This window comes from Allobosea psychrotolerans, assembly GCF_002917105.1.
GTDB classification, from domain to species: Bacteria; Pseudomonadota; Alphaproteobacteria; order Rhizobiales; family Beijerinckiaceae; genus Allobosea; species Allobosea psychrotolerans.
The window spans coordinates 22,618-46,436 of sequence record NZ_PQFZ01000029.1 but is presented as its reverse complement, the minus strand read 5'-3'; the positions used below and the strand labels follow the sequence as shown (position 1 = coordinate 46,436).

23 protein-coding genes and 2 tRNA genes are annotated in these 23,819 nt (G+C 65.4%); 13 read left to right on the top strand and 12 right to left on the bottom strand.

Annotated elements, in window-relative coordinates; all coding sequences use genetic code 11:
- Positions 1 to 4: 4 nt before the first annotated feature.
- Positions 5 to 667, bottom strand: coding sequence for an amino acid ABC transporter permease (locus CYD53_RS27935; RefSeq protein WP_103721354.1), 663 nt, complete (start codon positions 665 to 667; stop codon positions 5 to 7).
- Between the two features lie 190 nt (positions 668 to 857).
- Positions 858 to 1,613 carry an ABC transporter substrate-binding protein gene (locus CYD53_RS27930; protein ID WP_103721353.1) on the bottom strand — a complete coding sequence of 252 codons (756 nt, stop codon included), beginning with the start codon at positions 1,611 to 1,613 and terminating at the stop codon, positions 858 to 860.
- Between the two features lie 136 nt (positions 1,614 to 1,749).
- Between CYD53_RS27930 and CYD53_RS27925 the strand changes: the two genes are divergently transcribed.
- A complete protein-coding gene (locus CYD53_RS27925) occupies positions 1,750 to 2,337 on the top strand; it encodes a helix-turn-helix domain-containing protein (RefSeq protein ID WP_103721352.1) in 588 nt (195 codons plus the stop codon).
- A gap of 191 nt (positions 2,338 to 2,528) precedes the next feature.
- Here the strand turns inward: CYD53_RS27925 and CYD53_RS27920 are convergent, their stop codons facing one another.
- From CYD53_RS27920 to CYD53_RS27905, 4 genes are all read right to left on the bottom strand, one after another.
- Positions 2,529 to 3,950 carry a M20 family metallopeptidase gene (locus tag CYD53_RS27920; RefSeq protein ID WP_103721351.1) on the bottom strand — a complete coding sequence of 474 codons (1,422 nt, stop codon included), beginning with the start codon at positions 3,948 to 3,950 and terminating at the stop codon, positions 2,529 to 2,531.
- Positions 3,951 to 4,174: 224 nt separating this feature from the next.
- Positions 4,175 to 4,687, bottom strand: coding sequence for a cupin domain-containing protein (locus CYD53_RS27915; protein ID WP_103721350.1), 513 nt, complete (start codon positions 4,685 to 4,687; stop codon positions 4,175 to 4,177).
- A 4-nt stretch (positions 4,688 to 4,691) separates the two neighbouring features.
- Positions 4,692 to 5,549 carry a 3-mercaptopyruvate sulfurtransferase gene (gene sseA, locus CYD53_RS27910; RefSeq protein WP_103721363.1) on the bottom strand — a complete coding sequence of 286 codons (858 nt, stop codon included), beginning with the start codon at positions 5,547 to 5,549 and terminating at the stop codon, positions 4,692 to 4,694.
- A gap of 180 nt (positions 5,550 to 5,729) precedes the next feature.
- The gene (locus CYD53_RS27905) at positions 5,730 to 6,458 is read right to left on the bottom strand and encodes an alanyl-tRNA editing protein (RefSeq protein ID WP_103721349.1); all 729 of its coding nucleotides are present in this window, start codon (positions 6,456 to 6,458) and stop codon (positions 5,730 to 5,732) included.
- 213 nt (positions 6,459 to 6,671) lie between these two features.
- Here CYD53_RS27905 and CYD53_RS27900 point away from each other — a divergent pair, with 213 nt between their 5' ends.
- A complete protein-coding gene (locus CYD53_RS27900) occupies positions 6,672 to 7,478 on the top strand; it encodes an SDR family NAD(P)-dependent oxidoreductase (RefSeq protein ID WP_103721362.1) in 807 nt (268 codons plus the stop codon).
- 154 nt (positions 7,479 to 7,632) lie between these two features.
- Positions 7,633 to 9,006 (top strand): methyl-accepting chemotaxis protein, encoded by a 1,374-nt coding sequence (locus CYD53_RS27895; RefSeq protein WP_103721348.1) that lies wholly within the window; start codon positions 7,633 to 7,635, stop codon positions 9,004 to 9,006.
- A 114-nt stretch (positions 9,007 to 9,120) separates the two neighbouring features.
- On the opposite strand, the gene CYD53_RS27890 is transcribed toward CYD53_RS27895, so the two are convergent.
- From CYD53_RS27890 to CYD53_RS27880, 3 genes are all read right to left on the bottom strand, one after another.
- Positions 9,121 to 9,438, bottom strand: coding sequence for a hypothetical protein (locus CYD53_RS27890; protein ID WP_103721347.1), 318 nt, complete (start codon positions 9,436 to 9,438; stop codon positions 9,121 to 9,123).
- Positions 9,439 to 9,785: 347 nt separating this feature from the next.
- Positions 9,786 to 10,154, bottom strand: a complete 369-nt coding sequence (locus CYD53_RS27885) for a hypothetical protein (protein ID WP_103721346.1) — start codon at positions 10,152 to 10,154, stop codon at positions 9,786 to 9,788.
- Positions 10,155 to 10,360: 206 nt separating this feature from the next.
- Positions 10,361 to 10,435: transfer RNA gene (locus CYD53_RS27880), tRNA-Asn, on the bottom strand.
- 188 nt (positions 10,436 to 10,623) lie between these two features.
- On the opposite strand from CYD53_RS27880, the gene CYD53_RS27875 reads away from it, so the two are divergent.
- The 4 genes from CYD53_RS27875 (at position 10,624) to CYD53_RS27860 (ending at position 13,986) form a co-directional block, all read left to right on the top strand.
- Positions 10,624 to 10,697 (top strand) — tRNA-Cys (locus CYD53_RS27875).
- 289 nt (positions 10,698 to 10,986) lie between these two features.
- Positions 10,987 to 11,628 (top strand): protein-L-isoaspartate O-methyltransferase family protein, encoded by a 642-nt coding sequence (locus CYD53_RS27870; RefSeq protein WP_103721345.1) that lies wholly within the window; start codon positions 10,987 to 10,989, stop codon positions 11,626 to 11,628.
- A 150-nt stretch (positions 11,629 to 11,778) separates the two neighbouring features.
- On the top strand, positions 11,779 to 13,212 hold the full coding sequence (locus tag CYD53_RS27865; RefSeq protein WP_103721344.1) for a TolC family outer membrane protein: 1,434 nt from the start codon (positions 11,779 to 11,781) through the stop codon (positions 13,210 to 13,212).
- Between the two features lie 147 nt (positions 13,213 to 13,359).
- Positions 13,360 to 13,986, top strand: coding sequence for a PopZ family protein (locus tag CYD53_RS27860; RefSeq protein ID WP_103721343.1), 627 nt, complete (start codon positions 13,360 to 13,362; stop codon positions 13,984 to 13,986).
- Positions 13,987 to 14,145: 159 nt separating this feature from the next.
- On the opposite strand, the gene CYD53_RS27855 is transcribed toward CYD53_RS27860, so the two are convergent.
- Together CYD53_RS27855 and CYD53_RS27850 are read right to left on the bottom strand one after the other, a co-directional pair.
- A complete protein-coding gene (locus CYD53_RS27855; RefSeq protein WP_146056023.1) occupies positions 14,146 to 14,373 on the bottom strand; it encodes a hypothetical protein in 228 nt (75 codons plus the stop codon).
- Between the two features lie 25 nt (positions 14,374 to 14,398).
- Positions 14,399 to 14,884 (bottom strand): pyridoxamine 5'-phosphate oxidase family protein, encoded by a 486-nt coding sequence (locus CYD53_RS27850; protein WP_103721341.1) that lies wholly within the window; start codon positions 14,882 to 14,884, stop codon positions 14,399 to 14,401.
- 207 nt (positions 14,885 to 15,091) lie between these two features.
- Here CYD53_RS27850 and dps point away from each other — a divergent pair, with 207 nt between their 5' ends.
- The 6 genes from dps (at position 15,092) to CYD53_RS27820 (ending at position 22,898) form a co-directional block, all read left to right on the top strand.
- On the top strand, positions 15,092 to 15,574 hold the full coding sequence (dps, locus tag CYD53_RS27845) for a DNA starvation/stationary phase protection protein Dps (RefSeq protein WP_103721340.1): 483 nt from the start codon (positions 15,092 to 15,094) through the stop codon (positions 15,572 to 15,574).
- A 168-nt stretch (positions 15,575 to 15,742) separates the two neighbouring features.
- Positions 15,743 to 18,562 (top strand): valine--tRNA ligase, encoded by a 2,820-nt coding sequence (locus CYD53_RS27840; RefSeq protein ID WP_103721339.1) that lies wholly within the window; start codon positions 15,743 to 15,745, stop codon positions 18,560 to 18,562.
- Positions 18,563 to 18,880: 318 nt separating this feature from the next.
- A complete protein-coding gene (locus tag CYD53_RS27835; RefSeq protein ID WP_103721338.1) occupies positions 18,881 to 19,462 on the top strand; it encodes a YqaA family protein in 582 nt (193 codons plus the stop codon).
- Positions 19,463 to 19,798: 336 nt separating this feature from the next.
- Positions 19,799 to 21,529, top strand: coding sequence for a dihydroxy-acid dehydratase (gene ilvD, locus CYD53_RS27830; protein ID WP_103721337.1), 1,731 nt, complete (start codon positions 19,799 to 19,801; stop codon positions 21,527 to 21,529).
- On the top strand, positions 21,516 to 22,469 hold the full coding sequence (locus CYD53_RS27825) for a tetratricopeptide repeat protein (protein ID WP_245928463.1): 954 nt from the start codon (positions 21,516 to 21,518) through the stop codon (positions 22,467 to 22,469). Before ilvD ends, CYD53_RS27825 begins: the two co-directional genes overlap by 14 nt.
- Positions 22,470 to 22,535: 66 nt before the next feature.
- The gene (locus CYD53_RS27820) at positions 22,536 to 22,898 is read left to right on the top strand and encodes a hypothetical protein (RefSeq protein ID WP_103721336.1); all 363 of its coding nucleotides are present in this window, start codon (positions 22,536 to 22,538) and stop codon (positions 22,896 to 22,898) included.
- A gap of 27 nt (positions 22,899 to 22,925) precedes the next feature.
- On the opposite strand, the gene xth is transcribed toward CYD53_RS27820, so the two are convergent.
- A complete protein-coding gene (gene xth, locus CYD53_RS27815) occupies positions 22,926 to 23,711 on the bottom strand; it encodes an exodeoxyribonuclease III (RefSeq protein ID WP_103721335.1) in 786 nt (261 codons plus the stop codon).
- Positions 23,712 to 23,819: the final 108 nt, after the last annotated feature.

Sequence of the window (23,819 nt, the reverse complement as noted above, 5' to 3'; positions counted from 1 at the left end):
GTGCTCATCGCCGCGTCTCCTTGCCGAAGCGCCGCTCCAGCCAGCCGACGAAGCCGATCAGCGGCAGGCTCATGCAGAGATAGAGCAGGGCGACCAGCGAGTAGACCGTCATGTTCTTGAAGGTCGAGGAGGCGATCAGCGAGCCTTGCAGCGTCAGTTCCGCCACCGTGATCGTCGAGGCCTGGGACGAATCCTTCAGCATCATCACCATGATGTTGCCGTAGGGCGGCAGAACGATCCTGACGGCTTGCGGCAGAATCACGCGCCGCATCATCATGCCCCAGCCCATGCCGATCGATTGCGCGGCCTCGATCTGGCCGTGGTCGACCGCCTCGATGCCGGCGCGGAAATTCTCCGACTGATAGGCGGAATAGGCGATGCCGAGCCCCAGGATCGAGGCCTGCAGCGCCGAGAGCGCGATGCCGAGTTCGGGCAGCACGAAGTAGATATAGAAGAGCTGCACCAGGATGGGGATCCCGCGCAGTCCGTTGACGACGATCTTGGCGATCAGGGCAAGCCAGCCGATGCCTGAGACCCGCATCAGGGCCCAGACCAGGCCGAGCAGCGTCGACAGGATCAGCGAGCCCGCCGTGACGAGCAGCGTGAATTTAACGCCCTGGAGCAGGAGAGGCAGGAACTGGGCGGCATCCCGCAGGAAGGTCTGCATGGGGTTCTGGTGGTCGGAGGAATTGGTCAGGACGACGTTTGGAACCTCAGCGCGTCATCCCGGACAAGCCGCGAAGCGGCGCCGATCCGGGATCCATCGTCGGGCGCTGAACTCTATGATGGATTCCGGGGGTGCGCTTCGCTGCACCCGGAATGACGGCGTCGTTCCGAGTTGGAAATGGCGAGGCCGTTCAGACCAGGCCCCACTTCGCCAAAATCTTGTCGACGGTGCCGTCGGCCTTGAGCTTGGCGAGGCCGGTGTTGATCTTCTTGAGCAATTCGCCGTCGCTCTTGCGCACGCCGATGCCGACGGAGCCGGAGATCACCGGTTTGTAGGACTTGACGATGCGGATTTTCGGGAACTGCCCCTGCGACAGGTTATAGGCGATGATCGGCAGGTCGAAGACGGCGGCCTGGACGCGCGCCGCGTTCACATCGGCGAGGATGTCGGGCAGCGTCTTGTAGAGCTTGACCTCGGAGAACAGGCCGGATTTCTGCAGCACGTCGACATAGGCCGTGCCGATCTGCGCGCCGATCGTGATGCCCTTCAGGTCCTCGAGGGTGACGTAATCCTTGGTGTCGGAGGCCGGTACGATCAGGCCTTCGCCATAGGTGTAGATCGGGTCGGAGAAATCGATGACTTCCTTGCGCACCGGGGTGATGTACATCGCGGCCGCAACGATATCGATCTTGTTGCTGGTCAGCGAGGCGATCAGCGTCGAGAACTGCATGCCCTCGACCTCGACCTTGAAATCGGAGACTGCGGCGATCGCCTTGACCAAATCGACCATCACGCCCTCGATGGTGTTGGTCTTGGTGTCGAGGAAGGTGAAGGGGCTGCCCGTCGGGGTCGAGCCGACCTTGAGCACGGACTGCGCCCGGGCAGGCAGAATGCCCGCGGCCACGGCGCTGCCGGCCAGCATGGACAGGAAGGTCCGACGTTCCATCGCGATATCCCCTCGCTTACGGCGCGCTTGCTGCGCGTCCGGCCATGATTTTCACGTGCGTGAAGATACGAGCATAGGACAAACTTGCCCGCAAGCGATTTCATGTGCATGAAATAGAGGCGGAGATGGAGAGTTCATGAGCGCCCCAGCCGCCAGCGGAGCCAGCCAGCCGGTCGACCAGGAGATCGGCGCGGGCCTGCGCAGATTGCGTCGTGCGCGCGGGCTTTCACTGGTCGATCTCGCCGCCCGCACCAGTCTGTCGATCGGGTTCCTGAGCCAGATCGAGCGCGGCCTGTCCTCGCCGACCCTGCGCGTGCTCGTCGGCATGGCGGATGCGTTCGGCGTCGGGCTCGCCGATCTCTTTCCCAATGGCGCGCCGCCGCAGGACCGGCCCGCGACCATCGTCCGCGGCGCCGACCGGAGCGAATTGCAGCTCTGGCGCTCGGGCATCCGCAAGCATTTGCTGACCCCGCTTTCGGAGAGCTCGAAGCTCAACCTCTACATGGTCGAGCTGGAGCCGGGCGCGAGCACCGGCGACGAGCTCTATACGCATCAGGGCGAGGAAGCCGGGCTCGTCATGCATGGCGCCATGCTGCTCAAGGTCGAAAGCGAGAGCTGGACCCTGCAGGAGGGCGACAGCTTCCGCTTCCTGTCCTCGCGCCCGCATTGCTTCGCCAATGCGGCGGAGGGCGAGACGCGGGTGCTCTGGGTCACCAGCCTGTAGAAGCGGGCGTTTCATTGTCGTAGTGGCAATCGCGGCCATCGCTGGGCGCTCAAAGGCGCTACGGCAGGGCTGAGATTGAAGAGACCCAACCGGCCCGGCACCATGTTCTGCCGGTCGTCTCGGTCTTGTTGGTCATCCCGGATGCTGGGAAGCAGGGATCCGGGATGACGCACGGTTGAAGGAGGCGGCGTTTAGCCGCCGAGCGACATCTTCAGCGGCGGCTTGACCTCGGCCGGCAGCGGCGAGGTGTAGCCTTCCTTGCCCAGGCGCTTCTTGTGGTCGGCCTTGGCGGCCGCCATCAGGGCGGGGTCGGAGAGCACGGCAGCACCCGTTGCCGCCATCGCCTTGGCGACATGGACCATCGCCTTGTGGGCTGCCGGCTGCTTGCCCTGCGAGACCACCTGCCAGGTGTGGAACGGCGTGCCGACAGCGACGGTCGGCGCATGCGCCTGGACGGTCGGCACGGCCCAGCTGACATCGCCGACATCGGTCGAGCCGATGGCGGGGTTGCGCTTGGCGTCCATAGGAACGAGGAAATCGGCCAGCGGCACGCCCGAATCCTCCATGCCGATGGTGCGCCAGATCGAGGCGATCTCCTGTGGCGACAGCGTTTTGCGAATCTCCTCGGCGAAGGCCTTGTCGGCATCATCGAAATGCGGCGGGCCGAGCTCTTCCATGATCCCGTGCAGCGCCTGTTCGAGCGGCGGATTGGGGAACAGGTCGGAAACGGCGCTGATGATGCGCATCTCCATCTTGGTTTCCGTCATCAGCGCCGCGCCTTCGGCGATCTTCTTCACGCGCTGGACGAGCTCGAGCATGCCGCGCAGATCGCGCGCGCGGATCGAATAGCGCACGCGGGCATGGGCCTGGACGACGTTCGGCGCGATGCCGCCGGTGTCGAGCAGGGCGTAATGCACACGCGCATCGCTGGGCATGTGCTCGCGCATGTAGTTGACGCCGACATTCATCAGCTCGACGGCGTCGAGCGCGCTGCGCCCCAGATGCGGGCTGGCCGCGGCATGCGCCGCGCGGCCGGTGAAGATGAAATCGGCGCGGGTGTTGGCGAGCGCCAGCGGCGGGGCGACCTCCCACCAGCTCGACGGGTGCCAGGTGATGGCGACATCGGCGTCGTCAAAGGCGCCGGCGCGGACCATGAAGGCCTTGGCAGCGCCGCCTTCCTCGGCCGGGCAGCCATAATAGCGCACGCGGCCGGGGATCTTGTTCTCGGCGAGCCAGTTCTTCATCGCGGTCGCGGCGAGCAGCGCGGCCGAGCCGAGCAGGTTGTGGCCGCAGCCATGGCCATGACCGGCCGCCTCGACTTCGCGATGCTCGGCGATGCCGGCTTCCTGGCTCAGGCCGGGCAGGGCATCATATTCACCCAGGAACGCGATGACGGGGCCGCCTTCGCCGGCCTCGCCCATCACCGCGGTCGGGATCTCGGCGATGTTCTCGGTGATCTTGAAGCCCTGGTGCTTCAGCTCGGCGACATGCTCGGCAACCGAGCGCTGCTCGGTGTAGCAGACCTCGGGCATGCCCCAGACGCGGTCGCTGAGTTCGATGAAGCGCTGCTTGCTCGCATCCACATGCCGCCAGAGATCGTTTCGGTTGTCCATGATCGTTTTCGCCTTGATGGGGTCGCGATATATGAGCCGGGCGGCTGCCGCCCGTCCAGTTGCTGGAAGCATGGCCGATGCCAGCCGACGCAACGTCATCGTGTCGGGATCGGGTTTGACGCGTCATGGTCGGGCTTGACCCGACCATCTCCGATTTCGGCTAGCTGGTCATGAGGTTCTCGGGCCGAGCCCGAGAATGACGCTCTGCGAAGGCCGGTGGATCGTCACGGATGCTTGTGGATCGGATCGACCCAGTAGACCGTCTCCGGCGCCTCGACCGGATCGACATCGGTGATGTTGACGACCACGGCTTCGTTGTCCGAGCGCACCAGCACGCATTCCAGCGGCTCGTCGGGATTGGCGTTGATCTCCTGATGCGGCACGAAGGGCGGCACATAGATGAAGTCGCCCGGCCCGGCCTCGGCGACGAATTCGAGCCGTTCGCCCCAGCGCATGCGGGCCTTGCCGCGCACGACATAGATCACGCTCTCCAGCTCGCCATGGTGATGCACGCCGGTCTTGGCGTTGGGCTGGATCGAGACCGTGCCGGCCCAGATCTTCTGGGCGCCGACGCGGGCATGGTTGATCGCCGCCTGCCGGAACATGCCGGGCGTCTGCGCCGTGTTCGGGTCGAGCTTATCACCGGTGATGACGCGCACGCCGTCATGCTTCCAGCGCGGCTCGTCATGGGAGTGATCGTGCGGATGGTCGTGGTCGGAATGGTCGTGTCCGGACATGATCTCAGCCCTTCTTCGCCGGGCCGGTGGCGATCGGGCGCTCGCTCGAGCCCCATTCCGCCCAGGAACCGTCATAGAGGGCGCGCGCCGGCTTACCGATCGTCTCCAGCGCGGCCGAGAGGATCGCCGCCGAGACGCCCGAGCCGCAGCTCGTGATCAGGGGCTTGTCGAGATCGACGCCGGCTTCCGTGAAGGCGGCCGCGATCGCGTCGGGCGATTTCAGCTTGCCGTCCTGCATGATGGCGGGAAAGGGCAGGTTGAGCGCGCCCGGCATATGGCCCGACCGCACACCAGGGCGTGGCTCGGGCGCCTCGCCGCGGAAGCGGTCGGCGGGACGGGCATCGACGACCTGGACGGCGCCGCTGCCGAGCGCGCGCTCGACGTCGTCGGCGTCGGCGATGGCGGAATGGTCGAGGCGTGCGGTGAAGGTGCGGGCCGAGCGGGAGCGCGGCGGGCCTTCCTCGATCGGGCGGCCTTCCGCCTGCCATTTCGGGAAGCCGCCTTCGAGGATGACCACGTCCTTGGCGCCGAAGGTCTTGAAGGTCCAGCGCACGCGCGGCGCCGAGAACAGGCCAAGCCCGTCATAGACGACGATGCGCATGCCGTCGCCGATGCCCATCGCGCCGACGGCGGCCGCGAAAGCCTCCGGCCGCGGCAGCATATGGGGCAGGTCGGAGCCGGTATCCTTGACGGTGTCGATGTCGAAGCGCAGCGCGCCCGGGATGCGGCGCTGCGCATATTCGGCATGCGGGTCGCGGCCATGGACGGGCAGGTACCAGGAGCCGTCGACCACGACGACATCGGGCGCGTTCAGGCGCTCGGCGAGCCATTCCGTGGAGACGAAGACGTTGTCGCTGGCCATGATCGGCATTTCCTTGACGTTGCGGCCGCTTATCGGCGGCTGGACCTGGCTTCAGAGCAATGCTCTCAACTTTTGGATCTAGAGTATTTCCGCGTTTCTCCGAATCGCGGAAATACTCTACCTCTTTGTTTTATCGCATTTTCTTCACGCGAACCGGTGCCCACTTCGCTCGAAAATGCTCTAGGCGAGCGCGATGCGGACACGCCGGTTCTGCTTGCCCTTCTTCTCGATATCCGTGACCGCGACAAGGCCGATCTCGGCGGTGTTGCGGACATGGGTGCCGCCGCAGGGCTGCAGATCGATGTCGCCGATGGCCACCAAGCGGACACGGCCCGAGCCGCGCGGCGGCTTCGCCGACATCGTCTTGACCAGGCCCGGATTGGCGTCGAGCTCCTCATCCGTGATCCAGCTTTCGGTGACTTCGGCGTTGCGGGCGATCAGGGCGTTGAGGGTCTCGGAGATCTCGGCCTTGTCGAGGCCGCCTTCGGGAATGTCGAAATCGAGCCGCCCGTCGCCCTCGCCGATCGCCCCGCCCGTCACCGGATAGGACAAGACGACGCTGAGCAGATGCAGCGCCGTGTGGATTCGCATGCGCTTAAGCCGGCGCTCCCAGTCGAGCACGGCTGTCACGGTCTCGCCGGGTTGCGGAGCGGCCTGTCCTTCAAGCTGTCCTGCAAGGGGAACATGGATCACGCGGCTCTTGTCCTCGGGATCGTAGATCGCCGTGCCGATCGCAATCTCGCTACCGTCTGCGCGAATGAGCTTGCCGGCGTCGCCCGGCTGCCCGCCACCGGTCGCGTAGAACACCGTCCTGTCGAGGATGACGCCGCCGCGCTCGTTCACGGCTTCGATGCGTGCCGGCGTCTCCTTCAGATAGGCATCCTGGCGAAACAGCAATTCGGTCGGCATGGTCGCAGTATCCCTGGGGCGCGCTTCGGCGGCGCGGGGTGCGGAGATTGCACGGATTGGGCTGGCCGCGCCAGAATGCATTCTCTGGGGATAAAGCAGCTTTCCTGGGGTTAGCGCGCCGCTACTGCGCCTGGCCCTTCCGTCTCCCGACCGCAGGGACTAGATAGCGCGATGAGTAGCACGATGATCCGTCGGCTGCTCCCGGGAGCCTCGATGTCATTGCCGCGCATGCAGCCGAAGGACGGCGTCGCCTGGGTCACGGGTGCGAGTTCGGGCATCGGCGAGGCGGTTTCGCTCGAACTGGCGCGGCGGGGCTGGACCGTCGCGATCACCGCGCGCCGGCTCGATCTGCTCGAGGATATCGCCCGGCGCGCGGAAGGATTGCCCGGCCGCATCGTCGCCCACGTCGGCGACGTGACCGAGACCCTCGCGATGCAGGCGGTGGTGGACGGAATCGAGAGCGTGCACGGCCCGATCGCGCTCGCCTTCCTCAATGCCGGCATCGCCCCTCATGTCCATTCCGGCGCGTTCGATCTTGCAGCCTTCGAGCAAGCTTTCGCCGTCAACCTGTTCGGCGTGGCCAAGGGGCTGGCCGCCGTGCTGGAGCGCATGACACGGCGCGGCCGGGGGCAGATCGCCGTCAACGCCTCGATCGCGGGCTATGGCGGCATGCCGCGCGGAGCAGCCTATGGAGCCTCCAAGGCAGCCGTGATCCATCTCTGCGAGGCGCTGAAATTCGACTGCGACAGGCTCGGCATCCGGCTGCAACTGGTCAATCCGGGCTTCGTCGACACGCCGCTGACCCGCAGGAACGGATATCCGATGCCCTTGCTGATGCCGATCGAGGGCGCGGCCCGGCGCATCGTCGACGGTTTCGCGCGCGGCGGTTTCGAGATCGCCTTTCCGCGGCGCCTGGCCTGGTTCGCCAAGGCGGTGAATTGTCTGCCCTATCCCGTCTATTTCTGGCTCGTGGCGCGATTGATGCCCCGGGGCAAGGCAATGAGGCGCGACGGAACCTGACCCTCGTGCGGGATTGGGTTCGGATCCGCTGCCGGCCATGGCTGGGAAACGCCGTGCGGTTGGCGATTTCATCGCATTTTAACCAGTGTGACGCTGATATGGCGCGCTTTGAAAGCTCGTTTTTTCTCCTGCGCTCCGGAGAGATCTGCACTGAATGCGCCTCGATTCGCGTAACATCCAGATTCCGACGGTCGACGAAATCGAGCCGCGCCTGCGGCTCTACGGAATCGACGATGAGTGTCGCGAACTGGCGCGTCAGCTCGCGCCCGAAGTCGCTCGTATCATCGAGCGCGTCATCCGGCACAATATCAGCATCACCAAGGACCATCTGAAGTCGAGCCGGGCTTCGCTCGATATCCATGGAGAGGCGCTGACGCGTGCGGTCGTGTCGCATTTCAACGTGCTGTTTCAGGCGCGTTTCGACGAGAGCTATCTGGCCTCCCTCGAACAGATGCTGAAAGTCGAGTTCGACTCGATGATCGGCGCCAGGGCGCGATTGCAGGTCGGCCAGAAACTGGTGCTTCCGCTGCTGCAGGCGCGCGCCGGTCGTGGCATGCGGCGCCTGCTCGGACAGGCCGTGTCGCCGCGCGATGTCGACCTGCTGATGCGGCTGCTTTATTTCGACCTGGTCTGCGCCATCGCCGTCGAGCAGCATGAGACGCGCCGCGCCGTCGTCGAGCGGCATGTCTCTCTCGATGGGGCGCTCAAGGCCTTCAGCCAGAGGACGGAAGCGCTCGGCACGACATTCGAAAGCAGCGCCCGCGAATTGACCACGGCGGCGCGGCAGATGCTGGAGAAGGCGCAAGCGACGCTGGAGCAGTCGAGCGAGGCCGAGGTCGCTTCGACCAAGGCCTATCGCCTGGCGGCCGAAAGCGCCGATACCACCAGCCAACTGCACCAGCTCACCAGCGATATGGGCGCGCGCCTGTCCGGCGCGGCCGAGGCGACGGCGACCAGCGTGGCGCATGCCTCCGACATCAAGGATTCGATGGCCGATCTGGCCGGGGTCATCGAACAGGTCGGCTCGATCGTGGCCGTCATCAAGCAGATCTCCGACCAGACCAATCTGCTGGCGCTGAACGCCACGATCGAGGCCGCGCGCGCCGGGGATGCCGGCAGGGGCTTTGCGGTCGTCGCCCATGAGGTCAAGAACCTGGCCGCGCAGACCGGGACCGCAACGCAGGCCGTCGCTGGACAGATCGAGAAGATCGAGACCGCGACGCGGCGCTGCGTCGGCAGCGTCGACGCCATTACCGACAGCGTCGAGACGATTTCGCGTCTCAGCAACGAGGCGGTCGTTACCTTCGCCTCGCAATTCGGCCTGGCCGGCCGGATTTCGGAGGCTGCGCGCCTGATCTCGGCGCAGTCCTCCGATGTGGTCAGCGGCGCGCGGCGCTCGAGCCAGGCCATGACGGAAACCATCGCGGCGATCGACAGGGTGGAGACGACGGCTCTCGGCCTCGCCAGAAGCGCGGAGACGCTGCGCGCCCTGGTCGGCGAGCTCGGCGCGACAGTCGCCGCCGCCTGATTCGTCTCTGATTCTGCCCTTGCATGTCGCATGTGAAAACCGCGCCGCAGCGTGGTGCTGCGGCGCGGCCTGGCTTGGACGATCGCTGACCTGGACGATCAGCGACCTGGACAATCAGCGGTAATAGGGCCGGCCGTAATAGCGGCGGTGGTGGTGACGCGCATAATAGGGCGGCGGGCCGCCATAACGACGTCCATAGGCCGGAGGACCATAACGGCGCGGGCCGTGGCGGAACTCCCGGCGCCCGTCGAAGCGGCGGCCATCATCGCGCCAGTCGCGATACTGGACCTGCTGGATGTCGCCGGCCGAAGCTTCGCCTGCTGGAACTTGGACCTCCCGGCCCGAGGCAAAGGCAGGCGCGGCCTCGGCGATTGCGGGCAGGAACGCCGCGGCACCAAGCGCCAGGCTCGCGGCGAGGATCAGTTTACGCATTGAAGTCTCCTTCCGATGAATCGGCATGGCTCCGATCTAAGCCGGCGCCACGGAACTGCCGATGAACGGAAAAGTTCAGCTGCGTTCAGGGACGAGAGAGGATGCGGACCTCCCGAGCCCTCATCCTGAGGAGCGCTCCGCGGGAGCGCGTCTCGAAGGATGCTCCAGGAGGCTCCCGAACCATCTGGAGCATCCTTCGAGACGCCGCTGCGCGGCTCCTCAGGATGAGGGCTGGAGTTTCAAACGGGACTCTCACGACGATCGGGCGAGTCCCCTGGACGCCTGCTCGCGCGCGGCGCCAGGGAATCACAAGCCCGGCGCAAGCGAGCGCCGGGCCGTCCACAGGCTTAGCCCGCCTTCTTGGTGACGATCGTGAGCAGCCCGCTCTCGCTCATCTGCGCGAAAAGAACATGGGTCGACGACAGTCCCTTGGCTTCCAGAGCCGATTTGACGGTCGGCGTGGAGTCGACCGAGCTGCGGAGCTTTTGAAGCTCGCCATCTCCGCGTTGGGCGACGATCTCTGTGACCTGGGATTGAGTCGCGGCCGGTAATTCACTGATATCGACCACGTTGACCGATTGAATCGTCGGCGGGGCCGATGGGGCTTGCGGTGCAGATGTCGGTGGGCGGGCGGGCGAGGGCGAAGGGGTCTGTGCATTCGCAGCCACGGACAATGCGAGCGCGGCTCCGGTGGCCAAGGTTGTGATCATGCGCATGGACGTTCCTCCATCAGTTGCGGATGAACGGCCTAGCTCACACCGCAAATGCGGTCAGAGGCTGAATGGCGGCTGACCATTTCGTGACGATGTCGTGGTGAAGGCGTCACATTGATGGTGCCCGGAACTGCGCACTGCAATGCGCCCATCGTGCAGCGCGACAGCAAAAAGGGCCTAGGCGATTTGCGCCTGGCCCTTGAATTTGCTGGCTCCCGGAGCAGGATTCGAACCTGCGACCAATCGATTAACAGTCGATTGCTCTACCGCTGAGCTATCCGGGATCAGTGGCCGCCGTATACCCATGCCACCGGAGCCGCGCAAGCCCTTTGCGACAAAGCAGGTGGGAAAACGTCGGCTCACCAATTTGTCCATGGGACATGCCGCGCGGCGTGGCGAGGATGGGTTGCGGCCCGGCCCGGCATGTGGTTATACGCCGTGCAAGATGTCACGCCAGCGCGGACATCGGGAAGGCCTCGTGGCGGAGTGGTTACGCAGAGGACTGCAAATCCTTGCACCCCGGTTCGATTCCGGGCGAGGCCTCCAATTTTCCAGACCCAGTTTCTGATCATGGTCAGGACGAGATTCCGGAATCGCTCCGGCGGTGCGCTGTGTCTTCGTCGCGCCATGTCTTCGTCTGGTCATCTTCTCACCGCGTCATGCCCGGGTGGGGCTACTCCTCCCTCGCGTCTTGCCTTTTGACGCAGCCTCGAACAAAAGCTGTCGGATCGGTCGATAGGCTTGGCTCGGACCCCGGGCGATGGCGTATCGGCGCGCTTTTGGTGGCGCCGGCCGCGAGCCGCCGGCCTGGTGTCGCAGACGGAGATTTCGGGACATGGACAGTTTCGCCGCGCTGCGCCGCATGATGGTCGATTGCCAATTGCGGACCTATGATATCACCGACCGGTCCGTCCTGGCGGCGGCCGATACGGTGCCACGCGAGGCCTTCCTGCCCGATACGCTGTCGCATCTGGCCTATCTCGACCAGTCCGTGCCGTTGCCTGGCACGGGGAGGGCGCTGATGACGCCTATGGTCGTGATCCGCATGATCCAGGCGCTCGCCGTCCAACCCGGCGAGAACGCGCTCGAATATGGCGGCGGCACTGGCTATGGTGCAGCCGTGATGGCGAATATGGGCGCTGTTGCGACGCTCTGGGAGCCGGATGCCGAGGCTGCCGCATTGGCCGGCCCCGCCCTGACGCGGGCCGATGCCGGCGCTGTCAAGGTGGCGGCCAAGCGCCCCGCCGACTACAGCTTCGACGTGATTCTGGTCGGCGGCGCCTGCGAAACCGGGCCTGACGAACTTTTCTCCTTGTTGCGCGATGGCGGCCGGCTCGTCGTTGTCGAGGGGATCGGGCGCGCCGCACGGGTAAAGCTCTATCAGAAATCGGGAAAAACCGTCTCGGGGCGGCCGGTTTTCGACGCTGCGGCGCCGGTTCTGGCGGAATTCCGCAAAGCGCCGGCCTTTGTTTTCTGAACGGCGAGTGTCGCATTTTTGCGGCAGTGCGACACGGAAACCCGATCTCTGGCCAAGCCGGCGTTGGCGCTTGCCCCGGTTGCAGGTATGAAGGATTCTTACATTTATGCCGAGGCTGGGGCGATGCCTGGGCGTGACAGCAGTCCGCACATGAGGCGTCCGGTGACGAGACAGAAGTTCGATAAGAAGTCGGTTGAGTTCGGTGCCGCGGCATTGATCGCCGTTGCGCTGCTGTTCGGGGGCACTGCCGCCGCCAGCGCTCAAACCATGGACGCGGCGTTGTCGCGGGCCTATTCGGGCAATCCAACGCTGAATTCGCAGCGTGCTTCGTTGCGGGCGACGAACGAGAACGTGCCTCAGGCGCTCTCCGGCTATCGGCCAAAGATCACGGCCTCGGCCGATATCGGCGCGAGCATTTCCGAGGCCGACACCCCCGCCAAGAACACGACGCGGGGGATTCACAACAGCACGCTCAGCCGGCTCGGCTCACGTGGCGGCGGCGTGCAGATCGACCAGAACATCTTCGACAGCGGCAAGACGCGCAGCTCTGTCAGCCAGGCCGAATCGCTGGTGCTGGGCGCACGCGCGACGCTGCGCAACACCGAGCAGAACGTCCTGCTCGATGCCGCGACCTCCTATATGAACGTGCTGCGCGACACCGCGATCCTGAATCTCAACCGCAACAACGTCGAGGTTCTGGAGGAGCAGCTGCGCCAGACCCGCGACCGCTTTCAGGTCGGCGAGGTGACGCGGACCGACGTCGCGCAAGCCGAGGCGCGCCTGTCGGCGGCGCAGTCGCAAGCGATTCTGGCCGAATCGAACCTCAAGACCTCGATCGCGCGCTTCCGGCAGAATGTCGGCACCGAGCCCAAGCAGCTTGCGCCGGGTCGGCCGATCGAGAATCTGCTGCCGAAATCGCTGCCCGCCGCACTCAACACCGCGCTGACCGGGCATCCCTCGATCATCGCCTCGCTGCATGGCGTCGATGCCGCCGAATTGCAGGTCAAGGTCACGGAAGCCGATCTCTACCCGACCTTCGGCGTGCGCGGCATTGTCCAGCAGCGCTATGACTCGACCTATTTCGGCGACAACCGGACCAGCGCCAGCGTCATCGGAACGCTCACCGTGCCGATCTATGAGGGCGGTCAGGTCTATTCGCGGACACGACAGGCCAAGGAGACGGCCGGTCAGCGCCGGATCGAAGTCGATACGCAGCGCGACACGGTGCGTGCGGCGGTGGTCTCTGCCTGGGGAAGCCTCGAGGCGGCCAAGGCGCAGATCATCGCGGCCCAGGCGCAGGTGCAGGCGGCCGAGACCGCGCTGTCTGGCGTGCGCGAGGAGGCCAAGGTCGGCCAGCGCACCACGCTCGACGTGCTCAACGCGCAGCAGGAACTCGTCAGCGCCCGCTCGACCCTGGTCACGGCGCAGCGCGACCGTGTCGTCGCCTCCTATTCGGTGCTTTCCGCGGTCGGCCGGCTTTCGGCCGAGACGCTGAAGCTCAAGACCGAGACCTATGATGCGCGCAAGCATTATGACCAGGTCAAGGGGTTGCTCTGGGGCACCCAGACGCCTGACGGGCGCTGAAGAAGAATAACATTCGCGCAACAGCGGGCATTTCTCTTGTGGGCGGCTGAAAAGCCGCCTTGCCCGGGCTGCTCCCCGTGAAATACTCAAGGCAGGAGCGGCGTTGATTCTATCGACGCGCCTGGTGTCGAGTGGTCCGGACCCAAGATGAGCGCGCAACCGAAGCCCAGCGAACCGTCGATGGAGGAAATCCTTGCCTCCATTCGTCGGATCATCTCGGATGACGAGGCCAAGCCTGCCGAGGCGCCGCCTGCTGCCGTAACCGACGGGGACGACGAGCTGAAGGCGCTGCTCGCTGGCGCGAGCGCCGCGTCGGCCGCAGATGACGACGTGCTCGATCTCGGGGCCGAAGCCAGCCTGATCGCCGCACCCGAACCGGAGCCGCCCGCAGAGGCGGTCGCGGAGTCCAGCGATATCGACTTCCTCGAGGCTGCGGAACCAGCCGCGGCAACCGCGCCGGAACCCGTCTTGCCGCAGGCTCCCGTGCCGGCTCCGCCTCCGGCTGCTCCCGCGCCGGCTCCGCCGCCTGCTGCGTCCGCGCCGTCCTTCGATATGGCTCAGCTTCTCTCCGACCAGACCAGTTCGGCGGTCACCAGCGCCTTCGGCCAGCTTGCCCATACGGTCTTGTCCAACAACGCGCGTACGTTGGAGGATCTGGTGAAGGACATGTTGAAGCCGATGCTGAAGAGCTGGCTCGACGACAACCTGCCGACCATGGTCGAGAGGCTGGTGCGCGCCGAGATCGAACGTGTGGCGCGCGGCGGCCGCAATTAGCGGATTCCGACGTTTCTCCGAAGCGCGGAGATGCTCTAGCTCCTTGTTGCATCGCATTTTCTTCACGCGAGCCGGTGTCCACTTCGCTTGAAAATGCTCTAAGCCGGCCGCGCCTGTCGGCACGACCGGCCACAGTCCGTGGTTGTCTTTACCCTCTGGTCAGCCCCGCGTGGCGCGGGGCTTCCTGGCGGGCACGGTCTGAAGTTGCCCGAAAGCACCTTCCGAGCGCAGCTTCTTATAGATGAGGCTGCCGAGCATCAGGGCCAGCGTCGGCGTGCCGAGCCGCGCCACCAGCATCGCGATGCCCATGGTGACGGGGCGGGAATAGCGGCCTGACGCCGCTTCGGCCGCGAACCAGGCGCCGAGCGCGTGGACGAAAAACTTCATCGCAATCATTCCCTTGCTGAAACGGTCAGAGCATCACTTTGCGGTTGTCGCCGAGATTGGGCTTCGAGCCCGTGATCGCGGCAGCCGCCATCTTCACTGTCGTGACGATCTTGCCGGGACTGTCCCAGAACTCGGCCATGGCGGGCCTGACGCGCAGGACGCGGATATTGGGATCGTCCTTGCTCTCCCAGAACGCCCTCGCAGCGGTTGACCAAAGCTCGCCGATCTTGCGGCGGTCGTCGAGGATGTTGGCCGTGCCGGTCACGGAGACATAGCGATAACCGCCATTGTCGGCAAAGGTCAGGCAGACATTGTCGTTGATCTCGACCTCGTCGTCCTTGTGATCGCGGGCGTCGGTCAGAAAGTAGATCGCATCCTCGTCGCGAGCGGCATGGGCACTCATCGGCCGGGAGCGCAATTCGTCGCTCGAACCGTTATGCGTCACCAGCATGCACAGCCCGATATCGTGGATCAGCGTCCAGGCGCGATCCTGGTCGGTGTGATGGGTCATGGGACATTCTCCTGTCGTTCAGGTTCTCAACGGGTGGACGCCGCAACAGTTCCTTCCGCCCCTTCCCGCGATGTCCTGCCGTCTCCTTCCGTGGGAACGCGAAGCGCTCTCGCGCGTATCTTGAGCCAAGGCCCGACCAGATCGTTTCCTCTGCCAGATCTTTCCCCTGGCCGAGCTTCCGCGGATGACCCCATCGAGGATATCGCCATGAAGAAGCCCGTCTCCAAGATTGACCTGACCTCGAACACCAAGGCCGAGGTGATCAGCCTGCTGAATGAGCGTCTTGCCGATGGAATCGACCTCGCGCTCGTTACCAAGCAGGCGCATTGGAACCTGAAAGGGCCGGGTTTCATCGGCATCCATTTGATGCTCGACGGTTTCCGCAAGGATCTCGACGAACATGTCGATACGGTCGCCGAGCGCATCGCCCAGCTCGGCGGCGTTGCATTGGGCACCACGCAGACGACCGCCTCGACCACCACGCTTAAAGCCTATCCGACCGACATCATCGCGGTCGGCGATCATCTCGCCGCGCTGATCGAACGCTATGCCGCGACCGCCAATCTGGTGCGCGCGGCGATCGACAAGACCGATGAGGCGGGCGACGCCGGAACCGCCGATCTGCTGACGGCCTATTCGCGCATGCTCGACAAGGCTTTATGGTTCCTGCAATCCAGTGCCGCGGCCTGATGCGGCACCGTGATTGCTCGAAGACGTCGACGCGCAGGCCTTTCCCTGACGTGCAGGCCTTGCTTGACGCGTAGGCCTTGCTTGGGCTCTTAAGACCTTCGACCTTTTTGGCCTTTGATTTTCACGGCCGGGGCGTGCTCCCCGGCCTTTTTGCGTTCGAGCGAAGCGATGATGGACAAGACATTCGAGCCGGCGACCGTCGAGGCGCGCGTCAGCGCGGCATGGGAGAAGGCCGACGCCTTCAAGGCCGGGCGCGGGGCCGTGCCCGGCGCCGAGCCCTATTGCATCGTGATCCCGCCGCCCAACGTCACCGGCTCCCTGCACATGGGCCACGCGCTCAACAACACGCTGCAGGACGCACTCTGCCGTTTCGAGCGCATGCGCGGCAAGGACGTGCTCTGGCAGCCGGGTACCGACCATGCCGGCATCGCCACGCAAATGGTGGTCGAGCGCAAGCTGTCGGCCGAGCGCAACATCTCCCGCCGGGACATGAGCCGCGAGGACTTCCTGAAGGAGGTCTGGGCCTGGAAGGCCGAATCCGGTGGCACGATCGTCAACCAGCTGAAGCGCCTCGGCGCCTCCTGCGACTGGTCGCGCGAGCGGTTCACCATGGATGAGGGCCTGAGCCAGGCCGTGCTGAAGGTCTTCGTCGCCTTGCACAAGCAGGGGCTGATTTATCGCGCCAAGCGCCTGGTGAACTGGGATCCGAAGTTCCAGACCGCGATCTCCGATCTCGAGGTCGTCCAGGTCGAGAAATCCGGCTCGTTCAAATGGGAGCGGGGTGGGGAGGAGGCCTTCGATTCCGCCAAGCTCGAGAAGGTGCTGAACCGCGATCCGGGCGGGCATCTCTACTACTTCAACTACCCGCTCGAAGGCGTGACTTACGACGCCGATGACGCCTCGAGCTTCATCACGGTGGCGACGACGCGGCCCGAGACCATGCTGGGCGATACGGGCGTCGCAGTTCATCCCGAGAACGAAAAGCTCGGCCATCTGATCGGCCGGAACGTGGTGCTGCCGCTGGTCGGGCGCGTCATCCCGATCTTCGGCGATGACTATGCCGATCCGGAGAAGGGCACGGGCGCGGTCAAGATCACCCCGGCGCACGACTTCAACGATTTCGAGGTCGGCAAGCGCCACAAGCTCGACGTCGTCAACATCCTCGACGGCGAGGCCAGGATTCTGCTTGCCGACAATGCCGATTTCCTTGCTGGCTCAGTGCCCGAGGCCGAGACGCTGGCGCTGCACGGCCTCGACCGCTTCGCCGCGCGCAAGCGCGTCGTCGCGCTGATGGCCGAGCGCGGCTTCCTCGCCAAGATCGAGCCGCATGGCCACACCGTACCGCATGGCGACCGCTCGGATGTCGTGATCGAGCCCTGGCTGACCGACCAGTGGTATGTCGACGTCAAGCCACTGGCGCAGCGCTCGCTGAAGGCGGTCCGCGATGGGCGCACCAAGTTCACGCCGGAAAGCTGGACCAAGGTCTATTACGACTGGCTGGAGAACATCGAGCCCTGGTGCGTCTCGCGCCAGCTCTGGTGGGGCCATCAGATCCCGGTCTGGTACGGGCCCGACGGCGAAGTGTTCGTGGCGGAGTCGGAGGTCGAGGCGCAAGCGCTGGCGCTCGGCCATTACGGCGGCACGGTCGAACTCACCCGCGACGAGGACGTGCTCGACACCTGGTTCTCCTCGGCGCTATGGCCATTCTCGACCCTGGGCTGGCCCGAGGATACCGCCGAGCTCAAGCGCTACTATCCGACCGCGACGCTCGTCACCGCCTTCGACATCATCTTCTTCTGGGTCGCCCGGATGATGATGATGGGCCTCAACTTCATGGACGAGGTGCCGTTCAAGGACGTCTACATCCACGCCATCGTTCGCGATGAGAAGGGCGCGAAGATGTCGAAGTCGAAGGGCAACGTCATCGACCCGCTGACGATCGTCGATCAGTACGGGGCCGATGCCTTGCGCTTCACCTTGGCCGCGATGGCGGCGCAGGGGCGCGACATCAAGCTCTCGACCGCGCGCGTCGAGGGCTACCGCAATTTCGCGACGAAGATCTGGAACGCGGCGCGCTTCGCCGAATTGAACGGCTGCGCCCGGGCGGAGGGTTTCGACCCGGCCAAGGTGATGCAGCCGCTCAACCGCTGGATCCTGAGCGAGGCGGCGCGTGCGGCCGAGGAGATCGCCGCCGGCATCCCGAGCTTCAGGTTCAACGAGGCGGCGGCTGCGGCCTATCGCTTCACCTGGGGCCAGTTCTGCGACTGGTACCTCGAGCTCGCCAAGCCCGTGTTGCAGGGCGAGGGCGTCGATCCCGCCGAGAAAGCCGAGACGCAAGCCACCGTCGCGCATGTCATTGACCTGATCTGCCAGCTCCTGCACCCCTTCATGCCCTTCCTCACCGAGGAGCTCTGGGCGCAGAAGGCCGGCGAGGGGGCTCCACGCAAACTCGCCTCGGGCGATGACGCGCTGGTGTGTCTTACGCATTGGCCCGATCTCGCGGCGCTGCGCGACGCCGCGGCCGAGGCCGAGATCGGCTTCGTCGTCGATCTGATCTCCGACATCCGCTCGGTGCGCTCGGAGGTCAATGTGCCGGCGGGCACGCAGGCGCCGCTCGTGCTGGTCAAAGCCTCGGCCGCGACGCGGGCGACGATCGAGAGCTGGCGGCCGATGATCGAGCGTTTGGCGCGCGTTTCCGAGATCGCCTTCGCGGAGACCGCGCCGGCGCAATCGGCGCAGATCATCGTGCGCGGCGAGGTGGCGGCGCTGCCGCTTGCCGGCATCATCGATCTCGATATCGAGCGCGTGCGTTTGACCAAAGAGATGGCCAAGCTCGACCAGGACATCGCGGTGGTCGACAAGAAGCTCGGCAATCCCGATTTTATGGCGCGCGCGCCCGAGGAGGTCGTCGAGGAGAATCGCGATCGCAAGGCAGCAGCCGAAGCACGCAAGCTCAAGATCGCCGAGGCGCTGACGCGGCTGGCGTGAGCGGCGGGAGACAACCGCGCCGTCATCCTGGGCGCCCGGAGGGCGTCCCGGGATCCATCGAAGGGCTCCGGCGCTCTATGACGGATCCCGGATCTGCGCCGCTTCGCGGCTTGTCCAGGATGACGCTGCGGATTGGGCATGGACACAGCTTCCCGAAAGGGCCCTTGCGCCCCCACTCGGTCACGAAGCCGTCTTCAAATTGACGTTACCGTAAGACAACTCTGGCAATCTTCCGCTGACAGGCTTAGATGCGCGCCGGGCGCAAGCCAGCCATGCGCTCGATGCCGTCGTTAACCCAGGACCGGTTGCTCTTACGCCATGCTCAAACGAGCCTATGACTGGTGCGTTTCCTATGCGTCCCACCCCGCCGCCCCCTGGCTCCTCTTCGCGCTGACCTTCGTCGAAAGTTCCGTCAGCCCGCTGCCGCCGATCCCGCTCTTGCTGCCGATGTGCATCGCCAGGCCCGACCGCGCCTGGTTCTATGCCGGCGTCTGTTCGCTCGGCGCGGTGCTGGGCGGCTATCTCGGCTACGCCATCGGCGCGCTGCTCTACGATTCGGTCGGTTCCTGGCTGATCGGCATCTACGGCCTGCAGGACAAGGCCGCCCAATTGATCTCGACCTCGCAGGACTATTGGTTCTGGGTTCTGGTCACCAAGGGGCTGACGCCGATCCCGTTCAAGATCGTCACGATCATGTCGGGCTTCCTGCATTTCGACATCTGGAAGTTCACCGTCGGCATGGTGGTCTCGCGCGTCACCTTCTTCATGATGATCGCGCTGGCGCTGCGCTTCTATGGCGACGACATCCGCATCTTCATCGAGAAGCACCTGCCGCTGGTGGCGCTGGCGCTGCTCGTCGTCGTGGTCGGCGGTTTCTTCGTTCTGCCGCTGGTGCTCTGAGGCGGCGTCGCCGCCGCCGGACATGAATCGTGACAGCGCAAAAGGTTCCCGGCTGGGCGAGTCGGCCGCGAATTTGTGGCGCCGGCGCAACACTGCTTCCACATCGCGCGGCGATGGCCTCGGACGGGCCCAATTGCCGCGAAGCCGCCACAAAGCACGCCCAGCAGAGGGTTCCGATAAGCCACTGAGATATAGAAGAATTAGAGTGTGAGCCGCGCTGCCAGAAGAGGCATTCGCCCTTGTGGTCGGCAGGCGGGATAACGTTGCGTCCGGCTCGGGCTGCGTGGCACATCTGCCACGCGCCTCAAGCGCAGGGTGGAACGAGGAAAAAAGACCATGGACGTGCGTGTGTTCGATAAATCGAAACTCCCCAGCCGGCACGTCAGCGTCGGGCCGGCTCGCGCGCCGCATCGCTCCTACTACTACGCCATGGGCATGACGGCCCGCCAGATTGCCCAGCCTTTCGTCGGCGTGGCCTCCTGCTGGAACGAGGCCGCGCCCTGCAACATCTCGCTGATGCGCCAGGCCCAGGCGGTCAAGAAGGGCGTCGCCTCGGCCAATGGCACGCCGCGCGAATTCTGCACCATCAGCGTCACCGACGGCATCGCCATGGGCCACCAGGGCATGAAGTCCTCGCTGGCCTCCCGCGAATGCATCGCCGACTCCGTCGAACTGACCATGCGCGGCCATTGCTATGACGCGCTCGTCGGCCTCGCCGGCTGCGACAAGTCGCTGCCGGGCATGATGATGGCGATGGTGCGCCTGAACGTGCCCTCGATCTTTATCTATGGCGGCTCGATCATGCCCGGCGTCTTCAAGGGCAAGCCCGTCACGGTGCAGGACGTGTTCGAGGCCGTCGGCAAGCACTCGGTCGGCGCGATGTCCGACGAGGATCTGAAGGAGCTGGAGGAGGTCGCCTGTCCGTCCTCGGGCTCCTGTGGCGCGCAGTTCACCGCCAACACCATGGCGACCGTCGCCGAGGCGATCGGCCTGGCGCTGCCCTATTCCTGCGGCGCGCCGGCGCCCTACGACATGCGCGACAGCTTCTGCTACACCGCCGGCGAGATGGTGATGGAGCTGATCGCCCGCAACATCCGCCCCCGCGACATCGTCACCCGCAAGGCGCTGGAGAACGCCGCGACCGTCGTTGCGGCCTCGGGCGGCTCGACCAATGGCGCGCTCCACCTGCCGGCGATCGCGCATGAATGCGGCATCGATTTCGATCTCTTCGCCGTGGCCGAGATCTTCAAGAAGACGCCCTATATCGCCGATCTGAAGCCCGGCGGAAAATATGTCGCCAAGGACATGTTCGAGGTCGGCGGCATCCCGCTCCTGATGAAGACCTTGCTCGACCATGGCTATCTGCATGGCGACTGCATGACCGTGACCGGCCGCACCATCGCCGAGAACCTCGCCTCAGTGAAATGGAATGACGAGCAGGACGTCGTGCGCGCCGCGGACAAGCCGCTTTCGCCCAATGGCGGCGTCGTCGGCCTCCAGGGCAACCTCGCTCCCGAAGGCGCGATCGTGAAGATCGCCGGCATGACGACCGAGCAGCTGACCTTCACGGGCCCGGCGCGCTGCTTCGATTGCGAGGAAGACGCCTTCGCCGCCGTCACCAGCCGCGACTACAACATCGGCGACGTGCTGGTCATCCGCTATGAGGGGCCCAAGGGCGGGCCCGGCATGCGCGAGATGCTGGCGACCACGGCGGCGCTCTACGGCCAGGGCATGGGCGACAAGGTCGCGCTGATCACGGATGGCCGTTTCTCTGGCGCGACGCGCGGTTTCTGCGTCGGCCATGTCGGTCCGGAAGCGGCAGTCGGCGGCCCGATCGCGCTCATCCGCGATGGCGACATCATCGAGCTCGACGCAGTCACAGGAAAGCTCGCTTGCCGCCTTTCTGATGCCGAACTTGAGTCGCGACGTAAGGCCTGGACACCGCGCAAGACCGACTACGCATCGGGTGCGCTGTGGAAATACGCCCAGACGGTCGGCTCTGCGAAGGGAGGGGCCGTCACCCACCCGGGAGGGGCGGCCGAGACCCATTGCTATGCGGATATTTGACGCGACATTTGCAGCATTGTTCCTGATCCTGGGCGGCCAACAAGCCGCCTGGGCGCAGGATCTCGCGCCGATGCGCGGGCCGATTCCGCCGCGTCCGATTCCGGGCGTGATGCTGCCCGAGCCCGATCTTGCTCCGCCCGCGCCGCCTGCTCCCAGCGTGCGGCCGATCGCTCCCGCGCCGAGCGGCCCGGCCGCGCATACGGCCCTGCCGATCGCCCCGTTCAGCAACGCCCGCGACGCGATCCGGGCCTGGATGCGCGACTCGACCGCGGGCGACAAGGTCGGTGCGGTGCGTGCGCTCGAATACGCCGCCTCGCAGGGCCATCTCACGGCACAGTTCAAGCTGGGCCGGATGTATGCCGGTGGCGACGGTGTGCCTGCCAATGATCTCAAGGCGTTCGAGTATTTCTCGAAGATCGCGGACGAGAATGCGGATGCGATTCCCGGCACGGCCGATGGCCGTATCGTCAGCGGCGCCTTCGTCGCGCTCGGTGGTTATTTTGTCGACGGCATCAAGGGCAGCTATGTGAAGCCCAATGCCGACCGGGCCTTCGACATGTTCCACTACGCCGCCTCTTATTTCGGCGACCCGGAAGGCCAGTACAATCTCGCCCGGCTCTACATGAACGGGCAGGGCACCAATCGCGATGCGCGCCAGGCTGCACGCTGGATGAAGCTCGCCGCCGAGAAGGGCCACGCTCCGGCCCGCGCCGTCTTCGGCGACATGCTGATCCGCGGCGGTGACGGCGTGCCGCGCGCGCCGGTGGTGGGGCTGATGTGGCTCTCGCTGGCGCGCGACAGCGCCGATGCGGTGCGAGAAGCCTGGATCATCGAGCGCTGCGAAGCCGCCTTTGCTGCCGCTTCGCCTGCGGACCGCAGCGCGGCGCTTGCCATGGTCGAGCGCCAGCAATTCGCCAGCCGCAGCGCGTCGCAGCGCTGAGCGCGCCACTGCATCTGACATCACGATCCGAGCGTAATTGGAGCAGACCCATAGGGAGCCTGCGCCATGCGTCATGCCGTGTCCTTCAACCTCATCGCCATCATGTTCATGACTGCCGGTGTTGCCGCGCAGGATGATTTCGAGCGCTGGGCTCCGCTCAAGGACCCGTTCCCGAGCACAGGCGGCGGCGGCACTATGATCCATGATTACGATCCGGTCGTCGCGCACGGCAAATGCACCACGAATTTCCGGGCGATCGAGCCCGATGGCACGGTCTATCGCAATGCCATCGTCTTTGAGGCGGTGGCGACGCAAGGCGGCGTGCTCTGCACCAACGGCAGCTGGCGCTCGCTTGATGGGAGCGCGACCGGCACGACGCCGTTCCGGGTGTTCATCAAGGACGGCGTGAAGCGGGGTTCGGCGGAGTGAACCCTGGCGCGGCGCTCGCAATGACCTTCAGGCGGCGCGCAACTCCAGCATCACCGGCACGTGATCGGACGGCTTCTCCCAGCCGCGGACATGCTTGGCGATCGACACGCTCGCGAGCCTATCCGCCGCCTGCGGCGAGAGCAGGAGATGGTCGATGCGGATGCCGTTGTTCCGCTGCCAGGCGCCGGCCTGATAATCCCAGAAGGTGTAGAGGCCCGGCGCATCCGTGGTCGCGCGCAGCGCCTCGGTCAGGCCGAGATTGACCAGGCTGCGAAAGGCCGCTCGGGTCGGCGGCAGGAACAGCGCGTCATTGACCCAGGCGGCGGGCTCGCGGGCGTCGCGCGGCTCGGGGATGACGTTGTAGTCGCCGGCGAAGACCAGCGGCTCTTCCTGCTCCAGCAGCATCCGCGCATGGGCGGTGAGGCGCTTCATCCAGTTGAGCTTGTAGGGGTATTTCTCGGTATTGGGCGGATTGCCGTTGGGCAGGTAGATGGTGGCCAGGCGCACCACCCCACTGCCCATGGGCAGGACGCCTTCGAGATAGCGCGCCTGCTCGTCGGCCTCATCGCCCGGCAGGCCGCGCCGGACATCCTCGAGCTTGCTGCGGCTGATGATGGCGACGCCGTTGAAGGTCTTCTGGCCATGGGTCTCGACCTGCCAGCCGGCCTCCTCGATCTCGGCGCGCGGGAAATCGGCATCGAGACATTTGATCTCCTGCAGGCAGAGCGCATCGGGCTCAGCTTCCTTCAGGAAGTCGAGCAGATGGCCCAGCCGCTGGCGGACCGAATTGACGTTCCAGGTGGCGATGCGCACGAACCGAACTCCGACTCAGAAGAGCGTGAGGATAAGCGGCAGGCGCGCCGCGCTGGCAAGCCCGTTCAGTCTGACGGCGCAAATCGCCTTGGTGGCTCCGGACATGAA